14 protein-coding genes and 1 tRNA gene are annotated in these 13614 nt (G+C 57.8%); 10 read left to right on the forward strand and 5 right to left on the reverse strand.

Annotated features, from left to right (window positions below):
* Positions 1-838 precede the first annotated feature (838 nt).
* The 4 genes from ACSYTG_RS10015 to ACSYTG_RS10030 form a co-directional block, all read right to left on the reverse strand.
* A tRNA-Ser gene (locus ACSYTG_RS10015) sits at positions 839-929 on the reverse strand.
* A gap of 72 nt (positions 930-1001) precedes the next feature.
* A complete protein-coding gene (locus ACSYTG_RS10020; RefSeq protein ID WP_489783314.1) occupies positions 1002-1646 on the reverse strand; it encodes a phosphoribosylanthranilate isomerase in 645 nt (214 codons plus the stop codon).
* A 2-nt stretch (positions 1647-1648) separates the two neighbouring features.
* Positions 1649-2362 carry an orotidine-5'-phosphate decarboxylase gene (pyrF, locus tag ACSYTG_RS10025; RefSeq protein WP_095350309.1) on the reverse strand — a complete coding sequence of 238 codons (714 nt, stop codon included), beginning with the start codon at positions 2360-2362 and terminating at the stop codon, positions 1649-1651.
* Positions 2355-2720: a lipopolysaccharide assembly protein LapA domain-containing protein gene (locus ACSYTG_RS10030; protein ID WP_095350308.1), complete on the reverse strand. Its 366-nt coding sequence runs from the start codon at positions 2718-2720 to the stop codon at positions 2355-2357. Before ACSYTG_RS10030 ends, pyrF begins: the two co-directional genes overlap by 8 nt.
* A gap of 222 nt (positions 2721-2942) precedes the next feature.
* On the opposite strand from ACSYTG_RS10030, the gene pdxA reads away from it, so the two are divergent.
* From pdxA to ACSYTG_RS10065, 7 genes are all read left to right on the forward strand, one after another.
* Positions 2943-3914, forward strand: coding sequence for a 4-hydroxythreonine-4-phosphate dehydrogenase PdxA (pdxA, locus tag ACSYTG_RS10035; RefSeq protein WP_489783333.1), 972 nt, complete (start codon positions 2943-2945; stop codon positions 3912-3914).
* Positions 3911-4633, forward strand: a complete 723-nt coding sequence (locus tag ACSYTG_RS10040; protein ID WP_489783313.1) for a pyridoxine 5'-phosphate synthase — start codon at positions 3911-3913, stop codon at positions 4631-4633. The genes pdxA and ACSYTG_RS10040 overlap by 4 nt, the downstream gene beginning before the upstream one ends.
* Positions 4634-4966 carry a DUF6476 family protein gene (locus ACSYTG_RS10045; RefSeq protein ID WP_489783312.1) on the forward strand — a complete coding sequence of 111 codons (333 nt, stop codon included), beginning with the start codon at positions 4634-4636 and terminating at the stop codon, positions 4964-4966.
* Between the two features lie 7 nt (positions 4967-4973).
* A complete protein-coding gene (locus ACSYTG_RS10050; protein ID WP_489783311.1) occupies positions 4974-6152 on the forward strand; it encodes an anhydro-N-acetylmuramic acid kinase in 1179 nt (392 codons plus the stop codon).
* A gap of 17 nt (positions 6153-6169) precedes the next feature.
* Positions 6170-6661 (forward strand): hypothetical protein, encoded by a 492-nt coding sequence (locus ACSYTG_RS10055; RefSeq protein ID WP_086645727.1) that lies wholly within the window; start codon positions 6170-6172, stop codon positions 6659-6661.
* A 179-nt stretch (positions 6662-6840) separates the two neighbouring features.
* A complete protein-coding gene (locus tag ACSYTG_RS10060) occupies positions 6841-7020 on the forward strand; it encodes a DUF3311 domain-containing protein (protein ID WP_086645726.1) in 180 nt (59 codons plus the stop codon).
* Positions 7017-8489: a sodium:solute symporter family protein gene (locus ACSYTG_RS10065; RefSeq protein ID WP_095350304.1), complete on the forward strand. Its 1473-nt coding sequence runs from the start codon at positions 7017-7019 to the stop codon at positions 8487-8489. Before ACSYTG_RS10060 ends, ACSYTG_RS10065 begins: the two co-directional genes overlap by 4 nt.
* A gap of 84 nt (positions 8490-8573) precedes the next feature.
* Here ACSYTG_RS10065 and ACSYTG_RS10070 read toward each other — a convergent pair whose 3' ends face one another.
* The gene (locus ACSYTG_RS10070; protein WP_086645724.1) at positions 8574-8957 is read right to left on the reverse strand and encodes a hypothetical protein; all 384 of its coding nucleotides are present in this window, start codon (positions 8955-8957) and stop codon (positions 8574-8576) included.
* Positions 8958-9071: 114 nt separating this feature from the next.
* Here ACSYTG_RS10070 and alkB point away from each other — a divergent pair, with 114 nt between their 5' ends.
* The 3 genes from alkB to ACSYTG_RS10085 all read left to right on the forward strand — a co-directional run bounded on the left by alkB (position 9072) and on the right by ACSYTG_RS10085 (position 13529).
* Positions 9072-9752, forward strand: coding sequence for a DNA oxidative demethylase AlkB (alkB, locus tag ACSYTG_RS10075; protein WP_489783310.1), 681 nt, complete (start codon positions 9072-9074; stop codon positions 9750-9752).
* A gap of 29 nt (positions 9753-9781) precedes the next feature.
* The gene (locus ACSYTG_RS10080) at positions 9782-10963 is read left to right on the forward strand and encodes a serine hydrolase domain-containing protein (protein WP_489783309.1); all 1182 of its coding nucleotides are present in this window, start codon (positions 9782-9784) and stop codon (positions 10961-10963) included.
* Between the two features lie 181 nt (positions 10964-11144).
* Positions 11145-13529: a TonB-dependent siderophore receptor gene (locus ACSYTG_RS10085; protein WP_278740025.1), complete on the forward strand. Its 2385-nt coding sequence runs from the start codon at positions 11145-11147 to the stop codon at positions 13527-13529.
* Positions 13530-13614 lie beyond the last annotated feature (85 nt).

Consider the following 13614-nt stretch of genomic DNA (forward strand, 5'->3'; position numbering starts at 1 on the left):
CATGTGGGGCGCGGAGTACGTTGGTTATGACCAGATCAGCCGAATATCTGAGGAATTAAGTTCAGATCTCATGACCAGAAGAGGACTGGTGGCATAAAGAAAACCATGGCCGCCGCTGGTGCGAGCAACAACGCCCGACACCTCTTGAGCCTGTCGAGCATGATTTCGATGTGGTTTTGGCACTATGGTGTCATTTGTCGCGCATGATGGCCGGGAGCAAAAACTCCGCTCTGGAATGTAAGGCTTGACCTCCCCCACATGCAGAGCATCACGAAACCTGCCCGCGTTATAACCCCGATCAGCCATTGTGCTTTTGGAAGGCGGCTAGGAAGAGTTACGCCCCTCCCTACGTGTGTCATCACTGACCCACACCCAGTCACGAAGAAACTCTCTAAGAGCATCCATTCCTGTCGGTCACGACACGGGTTGCGCATTCATGCCGCTTATGGTGCGACTGATCGGATCACCTCGGCCCCGTTTTTATCCACGGGCTCGACATCACACGATACGCAATTTCAGGCAGGTCGTATCGACCCTAAAGTTTCCTCGATAGGCAGGCCACCTATCATCCGGGCAAAACCACCCATGGCGCTCCAGTTGTTGTAAAACGCCTTCTGCGGACCACACGCTTCTGGGGTATCTTTCCACTAAAAATCATTGCAAATGACGCAAATAATCCCGCTCAGCAGGCTCCCTCCACCGGAGAGACCAGCCTGATGCAAACACAACATGAAGAGAGGAAAGAAGCCAAAATCTTTATCGCCTCTGCAACACACAAGTGTATTACACAACGGAAAGCTAAAAATTTTATGCTGCAAAATTAACCACTTAAGTGGTGTGGCGGAGAGAGAGGGATTCGAACCCTCGGTACGCTATTAACGTACACACGCTTTCCAAGCGTGCGCCTTAAGCCGCTCGGCCATCTCTCCAGCGCGAGGACGGTAATAGCAAGATTATCGGAACAGGCAAGAGGGAAAAAGTCCTCCGGCTCTGTTTTTTCCTTAATTCCTGTCCGCCTGCCGTGCGTTGCGCACAAATTGCGCAATCAAAGCCGGGTCCTTGATGCCCGGAGCACTCTCCACCCCTGACGAAACATCCACAGCCGGAGCACCTGTAATACGGATCGCTTCTGCCACGTTATCGACCCTGAGCCCTCCGGCGAGCATCCACGGGAATAAAGGCTTCCAGCCTGCCAGCATGGACCAGTCCAGCTTCTGGGCGTTTCCACCGGGGCGGGTTGCCTCCTTGGGAGGACGCGGTTCTATGAGCATTTTCTGGACAGGGCAGGATGCTGGCAGGTCCGCAGCACCCGCAACCGGGAACGAAAGCCAGACAGGTACGCCGAATGCGTGCGCCACCTGCTGCGCACACTCCTCTGAAGCATAAATCTGCAGGACATCGAGTGCTGCATGCTCAAGCACCCGCGCAATATCCTCATCCCGTGGGTGCACAAACAGGCCAACAGTTTTGGCCTGCCCCACGCCACGGGTGGCAAGCCTTGCAGCCTGCTGCGGCGTTACACAACGTGGGGAGCGATCAAAAAAAACAAAGCCAATCCAGTCTGCCCCATGTTCCACGCAGGCATCAAACCCCGCTTCCTCCGTAAGGCCGCAGATTTTAACACCTGTGTGTAAACGCCCGGGCATGTTCAGCTTTCCAGTTCCGCCATAATGGCAGCAGCAGCCGCCGCCGGCTGTGCAGCCTGCGTTATGGGGCGGCCAACCACAATCCAGTCTGCACCTGCATCCCGCGCCTGAGCGGGGGTCATGACCCGCTTCTGGTCACCTTTTGCTGCACCAGCGGGACGGATGCCGGGCGTCACAATAACCGGGGCACTTCCCAGATCATCACGCAGCACATCCAGCTCATGCGCGGAACAGACAAGGCCATCCATACCGGACTCAACAGCCAGCTTGGCCAGACGGCGCACCTGTGCCCGCGCGCCATCCATAACCCCGGTTTCCGCCAGTCCCTGATCATCCAGACTGGTCAGAACCGTAACACCCAGCAGCAGAGGCCGCTGCCCTTGGGGAAAAGCTTCATCACAGGCCGTGCGGGCAGCTTCCATCATGGCCCGACCGCCAGAAGCGTGGAGGGTAAGCATACGTGGCCGCAAGTGCGACAGGGAGCGCACCGCTGCACCAACCGTATTGGGAATATCGTGCAGCTTCAGGTCCAGAAACAGTGGTGCCCCACCGGCAACATCTGCCACAGCCTGAAAGCCGGCAGCGTAAGTAAACTCAAGCCCCAGTTTGATGATGCCGGACACGGGCGCTACATCCTGCACCCATTGGCGCGCCTGAGCAGGGTCCTGCGTATCCAGAGAAACAATAAGGCCGGTGCGCCGGGGTGTATTAGACATTGGAGTGCTCTTCGCTCCCTGCAGGGTTAAGCTGTGGTGTAACAACAGGCTGCACATCAGGGACAGGCACAACGGGAGGTGCACGGTTAGCCAGCATGGCCCGCACCTGTGCCAGTTGTGCCTCCAGGTCCCGGACCTGCTGTTCGGCCTTGCGCGCCCTGCGCCCCTGCCGGAACTCGACCACCCACAGGCAGAACGCTCCAAGCAGAAAAGCCAGAGCCCCCACACTCAGTGCAAGCACACCCAGCGAGCACTTCCAGCTATATGTGAGCATCCACATATCCAGCGGGTCCTGATTACTGGCACTGAACACAACAAGTGCAAGCAGGAACGGTACAACAATTATGAGCCTGATCATGATGATGTGGTAGCCCTATCCTACGCAAAGAACAAGAATGGCAGACAAACCAGCCGCAAGGCAGCCTGTACCACCCTACCACGGTCTTTTATCCGCGTGTTGGCATAAACACATATCCCGCCCGGCCAAACACTCTCCCCCTTTACGCACGCGCCTTTCTGCGTTTCTCTGCCAGAGGTTCAGGCAAAGACAGCAACAATGACGGATAAGGAAGACACAGCCATGCTGGTTCTGACGCAGGGTGACCCGGCCAGTATTGCGCCCGAAATTACCGCCGCGGTCTGGCAGGCCCTCCGCCAGAACGGGCCTTCTTTTGTATATGTGGGCGATCCCTCCCTGCTGGAGCGACGCGTGCCGGTACAGACCATTCGTTACCTGTCTGATGGCGCAGATGTATTTGGCCACGCCCTGCCGGTGCTGCCCCTGCATCTGGCAACGCCCCCCGCACCGGGGGAGCCGGACCGCCGCAATGCCGCCAGTGTTCTTGAGAGCATTCGCCTTGCCACGGAACTCACCCTGAGCGGGGAGGCCTCGGCCATGATCACCAACCCGATCAGCAAGGAGGTTGTGCAAGGATCAGGCTTCCGGCACCCCGGGCATACGAGCTATCTGGCAGAACTCTGCCAGACGCCGGGGGATGAGGTCATGCTTCTGGCTGGCCCTTCGCTCAAGGTCGTGCCCATTACCGTGCATGTGGCACTGCGGGATGCCATTGCCCAGCTTTCCACCGAACTGATCATCCGCACAGCCCGCACGGTTGCTGCCGGTCTGCAACGTGACTTTGGCCTGCCCCACCCGAGACTGGCCTTTGCGGGCCTGAACCCCCATGCAGGCGAACACGGGCTCATGGGGCATGAGGAACAGGAGATTATTCTCCCCGCCATAAATACCCTGCGCAATGAAGGGCTGCATGTAAGCGGCCCCCTACCGCCGGATACCATGTTCACCCCCCATGCCCGCGCGCAATACGATGTTGCCCTGTGCATGTACCATGATCAGGGACTAATCCCGCTCAAGACACTGGATATGGCCGAAGGCGTAAACGTAACCCTTGGCCTGCCCATTATCCGCACATCGCCAGACCACGGGACGGCATTTGACATAGCAGGCCAGAACAAGGCAGACCCACGCAGCCTGGCAGCGGCCATAAAGCTGGCCGCAACACTGGCCGCGAACAGAAGGAAAAATGCATGAGACCGGCCATCAGGCTTGGCGTCAACATTGACCATGTTGCCACCGTCCGTAATGCCCGTGGGGGCCAGCACCCCGACCCCGTAGCCGCAGCCCTGCTGGCCGTGCAGTCCGGAGCAGATGGCATAACAGCCCACCTGCGCGAAGACCGCCGCCATATCCGTGATACAGACCTTGAGCGCCTGCGCACCGAGGTAGACGCCCCCCTGAACATGGAAATGGCCGCAACGCAGGAAATGCTCGGCATTGCCCAGAACCTGCGCCCCCATGCCTGCTGCCTTGTGCCCGAACGCCGCGAGGAGCTGACAACCGAAGGCGGGCTGGACGTCGCTGGCCAGTCCTTGGTGCTGACACCCAAGGTCCATGCACTCAAGGGCTGGGGGATCCGGGTGTCACTGTTCATAGACCCCGACCCCGCACAAATTGCCGCGGCAGCCGCCACAGGCGCGCAGGTTGTGGAACTGCATACCGGCGCTTATGCACAGGGTCGGGCGGGAGAGCTGGAACGCCTGCAACACGCCGCCGCACAGGCAGCCAGCCTTGGGTTGGAAGTGCACGCAGGCCACGGCCTGACTTACGAGAATGTCGGCCCTGTTGCCGCCCTTACCCCTGTGCGGGAACTGAATATCGGCCACTTCCTGATCGGTCAGGCCATTTTTGACGGGTTGCCAACGGTTATCCAGACCATGCGCGCCCATATAGACAAAGCAGCAGGACACTAAATGGAAGAGCAGAACTACAAGACGCCAAAAGCGCTCATGGCTGCGGTTGTGGGCATGGGGGTGCTGATTATTGTCGGTGTGGTTGTTCTGGTAGGCGTGGTCATCCACCGCATGAACGCCCCCCACCAGCCTGCCCTTGCCAGTGCCATCCCGCTAACGGACGCCCGCAACGCCCACCTTGCCCTTGGGCCGGACGAGCACATGCTGGCCATAACCCGCGTACATGATGACCTGCTGGCCATCCAGATTGCGAGCAAGGAGCACGAGCGGATCATGCTGTGGAATGTGGCTACCGGGCAGGTTCAGCCCGGGCTGGAAACCACACAGCCCTGATGCGCTAATGCCTGCGCCCCCTCCCCCGTTTACGCCAGATGGCAGCCTGAACGCACTGGGCCTGATGAGCGGCACATCGCTCGACGGGGTGGATGCAGCCCTCATCCGCACGGATGGCATATCCGTTACCGCCCATGGTCCATCGCTGACGTTGCCCTACCCCGCGCATATACGCCAGAATCTGCGCGACCTGCTTGATAGTGCACCGACCCTTACCCCCGATAGTGCCGCACTCAAGGAAGCAGAACATGCCCTGACACTGGTGCATGTGCAGGCCGTGCAACGCCTACGCGCGCTTGCCCCGGACTGGGCGGTGGATGTTGTGGGCTTTCATGGCCAGACCATTCTGCACCAGCCCGGCCGCACATGGCAGATCGGGGATGCCGCCTGCCTCTCTGCCCAGACTGACCTGCCCGTGGTGCATGATTTTAGAAGCGCTGATGTTGCCGCAGGGGGAGAAGGGGCTCCTCTGGTCCCGCTTTACCACGCGGCCCTGCTCCGTAACCGACCTTACCCCGTTGCAGCGCTCAATATCGGTGGCGTTGCCAACCTGACCCTTGTCACCCGTGACGGGCACATTCTTGCGTGTGATACCGGGCCGGGGAACGCCCTGCTGGATGACTGGGCCTACCAGCACACCGGCATACCGTGCGACACCAATGGCCAACTGGCGCTCCAGGGTACCGCCGACCTGACTCTGGTGGACCGCCTCCTCGCGCATCCCTTTTTCCATAAACCTGCCCCCAAATCGCTCGACCGCATGAGCTTCCATTCCGCTCTGGCGCAGGTCGGGGCACTGGGTGCGGCGGATGGGGCAGCAACGCTGACCGCCTTTACTGCACAGAGCATTGCCCGCACCCTGCTGCCAGAACAGCCAAAGGAATGGTTTGTCTGCGGGGGAGGCAGGCACAACCCGGCCCTTATGGCAGCACTGGCCCAAGCCCTGCCCGGCACCCTGCACCCGGCAGAACAGCTTGGCTGGAACGGAGATGCACTGGAAGCCGAATGTTTTGGCTTTCTGGCGGTGCGCAGCCTTGCCGGGTTGCCTCTTTCCCTCCCCACCACAACGGGTGTACCGTCGCCCCAGACAGGTGGGCGGCTGACCTGCATGAGCATTACGCCGTGGGGGCGTCGGCTCTGGCCGGATGCACACACGACCAGCCCTCCCCCACCCCATTCAGACTGACAGGAAAGACCTTCTTGATGAAACGTTTTTTCGCGCTTTGCATTCTTTTGCCCAGCCTGGGTTCCGTGGCCGTGCACCACACTGCCGCAGCCCAGACCATGCTGGATAACAGCGCCCAAAAAGCATCACCTTTTGTCAAGGAAACGCTCAAATCGCTGACAACGCGTTTTCCCAGCGCGCACCCCAAGTTCCGCAAGCTGAGCGTACATACCAACAGCGACAAGAAACAGGTTGTCTGCGGACAAGTCAGCCTGAGCGAAAACAAGGCTCCGGCTGAAGACAGTTTCCTGTCCTTTGGTGCATCGGAGGATTCGGAACAGCCGGTTGTGTACGAGGCCCGCCCCATTCCCAGCACACTGGACTCGCGCGAGGCCAACCAGTGGATCAACCATGGTGCTGATCTGGAAGAACTGGAGGAGCTTGGCTGTGTGCCAGAAGGCAGCTACCGCCAGTACGGCGACAGCCTGAACAAGGTGTTGCAGGAACACAAGATCAACACCACACGCTAACCGCTTCTGCCCCTGCTTATGACGTTCGCGTTATAACAGGGGCATACCTGATGCGCAAAAAACACAATTCTGATTATACTCGCCTGAAATCGCTTCAGGCGTAATTGACATAAGCCGGTTTCCATCGGCATGGTCAGCCGGTTGCGAACAAAAATAACAAAATAAGCCGGTCTCACGAAATGAAATATCTTAATTACCTCCTTCTGCTGCCCTTTTTGGGTTTGCTCTGGACGCCGCTGTATGATCGGCACGACCCGGTCCTGCTCGGGTTTCCCTTCTTTTACTGGTACCAGTTCGCCTGGGTTCCGGTGACATCCGTCCTGATCTGGGTGGTCTGGAAAAAGGGTAACCGCGCATGAGCACGATCAATCCGTGGGCGCTTGGCGTCTTTATCCTGTTCTTTGCCGCAACCATTGTGATCGGGTCTTCCATCCAGTGGATACGCGGGCTGTTCAGCAAAAAAAACACGGCCACCTCGCATGAGGAATGGTCGCTGGGCGGGCGTGGGTTTGGCCCCTGGGTTACGTGGTTTCTGGTCGGTGGGGATTTTTACACGGCCTATACCGTTATTGCCGTGCCGGCTCTGGTTTACGCCGCAGGCGCTTACGGTTTTTTTGCGCTGCCCTACACCATTATCGTGTACCCGTTCATTTTTATCGTCATGCCCAAACTGTGGAAAATCGCGCGTGAAGGCGGGCATGCCACGGCGGCCGATATTGTGCGTGCCCGCTTTGACAGCCGCGCGCTGGAAGTTGTGGTTGCACTGACCGGGCTTGTTGCCGTCATGCCCTATATTGCCCTGCAGCTTATTGGGATCCGCACCGTTATTCAGGCACTTGGGCTGCCGGGGGACCTGCCCCTGATTATCGCCTTCCTGTCCTTGGCCGCTTATACGTGGCTGGGTGGGCTGCATGCCCCGGCCCTGACCGCATTTATCAAGGACATCATGATCTATATTGCCGTGCTTGTGGCAGTTACGGTCATTCCGCTGCACACCGGCGGGTATGGAGCACTTTTTACCTCGGTTGAACATGCGCAGAACATGCTCAAACCCGGTCAGGGCCTGCCTTATGCAACGCTTGCCCTTTCCTCCGCACTGGCAGCCTTTTTGTACCCGCACACGCTTACGGGTATTCTGGCATCCCGCTCGGCCGACACCATCCGCCAGAACGCGGTCTTCCTGCCCATTTACACCATTGTGCTGGGCCTGATTGCCATGCTGGGCTTTATGGCGCATGCCGCTGGGATTATCACAACCAATAACTCCATGGTTGTGCCCATGCTGTTCCAGAAAGTGTTTCCTGCATGGTTTGCGGGCTTCTGTCTGGCGGCCATTGCTGTTGGCGCACTTGTACCCGCAGCCGTTATGGCTATTGGGGCTGCCAACCTTGTCACCAGCAACCTGCTTCCTACACAGAAAAACCCTGTGCGTACCAGCCGCCTGACCTCGCTTGTGGTCAAGCTGGGCGCTCTGGTGTGCGTGCTGTTTTTGAATGCACAGTTCGCCATTGACTTCCAGCTCCTTGGCGGCGTGTTCATTCTGCAGACCTTTCCCGCACTTATTCTGGGTCTGCTCAAAATACGTTTTTCCGCCACGGCCATGCTGGCAGGCTGGCTGATTGGCACCGTGTTTGGGGTCAGCCTGTGCTGGATGGATGGGCTTAAGCCTATTCACCCGGTTAACTTTGGCCTGTTCTCGGGCAATGTTTCCACGGGTCTGCTGGCCCTTGGGGTCAATGTGATTATTGTTGTTGTGGTTTCGGCTCTCTATCCAGCCAAAAAGACAACCATCGTGGCAGAACACGACAATGTGGAAGAACCGGCCTAAACACCGGTCCACACGCTACACAGCAAAAAGGGATGCTCCCGGCAGGGCGCATCCCTTTTTTATGGCTATACAACTGGCGCGGCCTTACAGGCTTAGCAGAATAGCCGGAGCTGCTTTTCCTCCACCGGGCTGAAAAGTCCTGACCTGCTCACGCACAACGTCATACAAATCTATGCCGCACCGGCGGGCAGGTTCGGCCATCTGCTCATAAATCTCTTCCAGCAGATAGGTTTTCTGGGCATCACCGCTCAAAAGCAGGGGGGACCGCCGGTTACTCTGGCACAGGTTTAAAAAGGAGCGTAACGCGGCCTCGCCCTGCGGTTCCAGCCCGGCAACCGTGCTTGCAAAAAAGTCCACTTCGGCGTTCAGCCCCACAAACACCCCCCGAAAAACCGAGCGTGGCACCTGGTAGCTGATCAGGGCAGGAATACCACCAATAAGCATAATATCCTGTGCGGATGGGGGCATGGGGGCTGTCTGGCTCCTTGCAAGCGGGGGCAGTGTTTGGCAATGCTGATAGCATTCTTCTGTCCTGTGCCAAAGAGTGTGCGGGGTCGCAAACGGTTTTCATCAGGAGCCGCCATGACACACCCCCAGCCCTCCGCCAGACAACTGGACCTCCTGCTGCCAGACAACCGCCCCGCGCGCGAGGTGCTGGAGCCCGGTGCCCTGCTGCTGCGCCAGTTTGCCACATCCTCAGCCACCATTTATTTACAGGCTTTGCAGGCGGTAGCCGAACAGGCACCTTTCCGCCACATGCACACCCCCGGTGGGGGCACCATGTCCGCCGCCATGACCAGTTGCGGAGCACTGGGCTGGGTCAGCTCCGCGCAGGGCTACGCTTACACACCCGTGGACCCGCTGAGCCAGCAGGCATGGCCTGCCATGCCTGCCAGCCTTTTTGCCCTTGCACGCAACGCCGCGCAAACAGCCGGGTACCCCGGTTTTACCCCCAATGCCTGCCTGCTCAACTGTTATCAGGATGGTGCCCATATGGGGCTGCATCAGGACAGGGATGAAGGAGATATGACGCAGCCCGTTGTTTCACTCTCGCTCGGGCGAACCGGTCTTTTTATGTGGGGTGGACAAAACCGGCGTGACAGGGTGCGCACCTTTGCCTTGGACCATGGGGATGTACTGGTCTGGGGCGGACCCGCGCGCCTGCACTACCACGGCATTAAAGGGCTTGCCCCTGCCCCACACCCGGTAACGGGGCTGACGCGCTACAACATCACCTTCCGCCATGTTGCGGCCCCTTCCTGATCTTTTATTCTGGCCCGGAGCTACCCAACATGCCCTTGCGTACTCTGCTGACCCGCCGCAAAGCCTTGCATGCTGGGCTGGCACAAGCCACTTGCCTTGCGGGCCTATGCCCCCCAGCTTATGCCCAGCAAACTCAGCCTGCCCCGTTTGCCCCGGTGGAAGAAATTTTCCGCAAGGCCATACAGAATGGCAAAATGCCCGGAGCCGTTGCCGCCATAGGCCATGAAGGCCGCATGGTATGGCACGGTGTTTTTGGCCAGCGCAGCCTGCTCCCCCCAGCAGAAGCCATGACATGGGATACCATTTTTGACATGGCCTCCCTGACCAAGGTTCTGATAACGGTACCCTCCATCATGCAGTTTTATGAGCGAGGCCTTATCGCGCTGGATACACCGGCCTGCCATTACCTTCCCGCATTCGCGGCTAATGGCAAGCAGGACATTACCATCCGCCAGCTTCTCACACACTATTCCGGCCTTGCGCCGGATCTGGACCTGAGCTTTGCATGGCAGGGCAAGCAGACAGGGGTGCAGATGCTCATGAACAGTGCCCCCCAAACCACGCCGGGCGAACAGTTTGTTTACAGTGACCTTAATTTTATAACGCTGGGCCTGATTGTAGAGCGCCTATCCGGCCAGCCCCTTGCCGCGTATGCCATGGAGCATATTCTCAAACCCCTTGGTTTACACAATTCTTTTTTTCTTCCTGCATCATCATACCAGAACACTATCGCGCCCACACAGTATGATGAAAACGGGCATATGCTACGCGGGGTTGTGCACGACCCAACAACCCGGCGTATGGGCGGGGTGGCAGGGCACGCGGGACTATTTTCCTGCGCGCAGGATACAGTCTCTTACGCACAAGCCCTGTTGAACAAACTGGCCGGCCTACCCTCGGCTTTTCCTCTACGGGCAGAAACCCTGTACCTTATGTCCACCCCCCAGCAGCCCGCAGGCAAAACCGACCTGCGCGGGTTGGGGTGGGATATAGCAACCCACTACTCCACGGCCCGTGGGGCTTACTTTCCTTCCTCCTCTTTTGGCCATACCGGTTTTACCGGCACGTCCCTCTGGCTGGTGCCCAATACCCGTAGCTTTGTGATGATTCTGACAAACCGCGTGCACCCGCAAGGGCAAGGCAATGTGGTGGCCCTGCGCAGGGATGTGGCAACTGCCGCGGCACTGGCTTTGCGCGCGTTCGGGCCTTAAAAACCCGGTTTATCGCCATTTGTCATGGTATACAGAGCTGGTGTGTTATTCCTGCATCACTTCATGGTTATATTCGTTCATATATAGGTTTATGTGTGACCGTATATAGACAAGCCCCCGACTCACCCGGCAAAACAGGCATCAATTTTATACCCCTCCTTATCCCGGATGAGCCTGATCCATGCACGCACGTTTCCATACATTTTTCGCCACCGGAACATTTAGCGCGTTGTTGCTAACTACGTCCGCGCTGGCCGCAGAACCTGTGGCACCAGAGCAACAGAACACCACCGGCAAGCAGACTTCCATCAAGGCATCCGCCTCCACCACCCCAAAAACCGCAGCACCCAAAACAGCCAAAACCATGGCCCCCATTGCCGGGATTCTGGATGGCTCGAACGGTGAAACCGTAAACGTGCATGGCCACCACGCAGCAGACGGCACCAGCGCCAAATACATGAACAAGATTGTCTATCTTGGCCCGCTGGGAAACCGGGATACACTGGATACGCCTTACTCCGTTATGGGGGTACCGCATGACGTTGTGGTTAACCAGCAGATCCGCAACATTAATGACATGGCGCAGTATCTGCCGTCTGTTCAGCTTGAAATTCGCGGGGACCCCAATACCTCCCGCCCGCAGTCGCGCGGGTTTGAGGCGGATGTGTGGTCCAACTCCCGTCTGGATGGGTTGAACGTGGTTTCCACCACCCCTTATGCAGGGGAATGGGTGGATAACCTGCAGGTCCTCAATGGCCTGTCTGGTGCAATGTATGGCCCCCAGAACCCTGCCGGTATGTTTGAATACACGCTCAAACGCCCCACAGACCGACGGACCGAACGCCTGTCCGTTGGTGTGGATTCCATCGGCACACCTACGGTTAACGGTGATATTTCAGGCCGGGTTGGCAAAAATGGCTGGTTTGGTTACCGGCTGAACATGCTGCACGCCAATGGCACGGCCTATACACAGGGCAGCTGGATCCGGCGTGAGATGGTCAGTGCTGATTTTGACATCCATCTGGATGAAAAAACGGTTATTGAGCTTGATGCCAGCCATTACACGTTTGTGGAACGCGGGACCGCCCCGGGCTTTGCTGTGCAGGAAACGCCTACAAAAGCGATTCCGTCCTATGTCAGCTCCCTCCCCACTGCTCCGGACCTGAGCAAGCCCTATCTGGGGCAGGACTGGAGCGGCTACAATATGGAAACCAATACGTTTCTGGCCAAGATCAAGCATGAGATCAACAAAGACTGGAGCTTTACACTCGGCGGATTGTACCAAGACGCCGCACGCCAGTCTTTTGCCTCAAACGATACGCTTATCAATAACACCGGGGGGTACACCCAGACGGTCACGGCTGCTGCCACAGCCAATGATTTCCGTACCGGCAGTAACATGGCCTACTTCAACGGGCGTGTTTACACAGGCCCCGTCAAGCATGATCTGGTAATTGGTACAAATGGCTACATGTCAGGGACCTATAACCCGACCACCCCTGGCACCGCGGTCAGCACGGTAACAGCCGCCGACCACGCCAGCATCTACAACCCCATCAAGGTCAACGGCAAACAGCCTTATTACCATGGGCGCTGGGAATCAGGGCGCATTACCACACAGTCTTTTATTATTGGTGATACCCTGACCTTTAACAAACACTGGTCAATTCTGGGCACACTGGGCTGGAGCTGGATAGACCAGAGAGGCCCCAAGAGCAAAGTTGTACCCAGTCCTTTGGAAAAATCCGTTCAGGCCAGTGCTGCTTTTAGCCCGACGGTTAGCCTGCTCTATAAACCCACCGATAACCAGACCCTGTACTTCACGTATGCCCGCTCGGTTGAACCGGGTGCGGTGGCCAATGCCTCCAACTCCAACGCGTATCAGACACAGCCTTTGATCCGCCCGGAAGAATATGAAGTCGGCTATAAACTCCGTTACGGGAAAATGCAGTTTAACGTTGCAGGTTTCCGTATGACATCAAAATACGCGGCAAGCTACTGTCCCAACGGTTCCACCTGCACCAACCCCGTGAGCGGAGCGCAGCTGCCGCTGGAATATGGTTATGTTGGAACACAGCGTAACTACGGTGTGGAAGCCCAGATTTCTGGCGAAGTATTGCCCAACCTGTCCGTTCTGGCTGGTGTCACCTGGCTGGATGCCGAGCTTATTAACAGCAAGGAAAGCAAATATAATAATAAGGAAATTATTGGGGCAGCTCCGCTACAGGCCAACATGCTGCTGGACTACCGGCTGCCTGCCTCGCTTGGTTCCTTTGCTTCTGGCTGGGCGTTCAATGCCAATGTGCATTACATGGGCAACCGTGCAGCAAACCTGACAAATACGCTCCATACAGGATCCTACACCACGCTGGATCTGGGCACGCGTTATGCCTTTAATGTCGTCAAGTTCCCCTGGGTTGTACGCTTTGGGGTGAGCAACGCGACAAATGAGCGCTATTGGGCATCGGTTTTTGCAGGCTCCCCCGGTGCAGTGTCCAATACACCTGAGACACTCTATGCCGGCCTGCCCCGCATCTACCACTTCACTCTTTCCATGGAGTTCTAAGCGGTTCAGGGTTGGGTAGGTTTTCCCCTACTCAACCCCGTTTGCAGGCAGCCCGTTTACGTGCGTAACCCTGCACCGCATGCAC

This window comes from Acetobacter sp. ESL1128 (assembly GCF_058505085.1).

Excerpts from the sequence above, each read along its gene's own strand:
- pyrF (WP_095350309.1), bottom strand. The coding sequence starts at position 2,362 with ATGTCTAATACACCCCGGCGCACCGGCCTTATTGTTTCTCTGGATACG.
- ACSYTG_RS10040 (WP_489783313.1), top strand. The coding sequence starts at position 3,911 with ATGAGACCGGCCATCAGGCTTGGCGTCAACATTGACCATGTTGCCACC.
- ACSYTG_RS10065 (WP_095350304.1), top strand. The coding sequence starts at position 7,017 with ATGAGCACGATCAATCCGTGGGCGCTTGGCGTCTTTATCCTGTTCTTT.
- pdxA (WP_489783333.1), top strand. The coding sequence starts at position 2,943 with ATGCTGGTTCTGACGCAGGGTGACCCGGCCAGTATTGCGCCCGAAATT.
- ACSYTG_RS10070 (WP_086645724.1), bottom strand. The coding sequence starts at position 8,957 with ATGCCCCCATCCGCACAGGATATTATGCTTATTGGTGGTATTCCTGCC.
- ACSYTG_RS10085 (WP_278740025.1), top strand. The coding sequence starts at position 11,145 with ATGCACGCACGTTTCCATACATTTTTCGCCACCGGAACATTTAGCGCG.
- ACSYTG_RS10045 (WP_489783312.1), top strand. The coding sequence starts at position 4,634 with ATGGAAGAGCAGAACTACAAGACGCCAAAAGCGCTCATGGCTGCGGTT.
- alkB (WP_489783310.1), top strand. The coding sequence starts at position 9,072 with ATGACACACCCCCAGCCCTCCGCCAGACAACTGGACCTCCTGCTGCCA.
- ACSYTG_RS10050 (WP_489783311.1), top strand. The coding sequence starts at position 4,974 with ATGCCTGCGCCCCCTCCCCCGTTTACGCCAGATGGCAGCCTGAACGCA.
- ACSYTG_RS10020 (WP_489783314.1), bottom strand. The coding sequence starts at position 1,646 with ATGCCCGGGCGTTTACACACAGGTGTTAAAATCTGCGGCCTTACGGAG.
- ACSYTG_RS10030 (WP_095350308.1), bottom strand. The coding sequence starts at position 2,720 with ATGATCAGGCTCATAATTGTTGTACCGTTCCTGCTTGCACTTGTTGTG.
- ACSYTG_RS10060 (WP_086645726.1), top strand. The coding sequence starts at position 6,841 with ATGAAATATCTTAATTACCTCCTTCTGCTGCCCTTTTTGGGTTTGCTC.
- ACSYTG_RS10080 (WP_489783309.1), top strand. The coding sequence starts at position 9,782 with ATGCCCTTGCGTACTCTGCTGACCCGCCGCAAAGCCTTGCATGCTGGG.
- ACSYTG_RS10055 (WP_086645727.1), top strand. The coding sequence starts at position 6,170 with ATGAAACGTTTTTTCGCGCTTTGCATTCTTTTGCCCAGCCTGGGTTCC.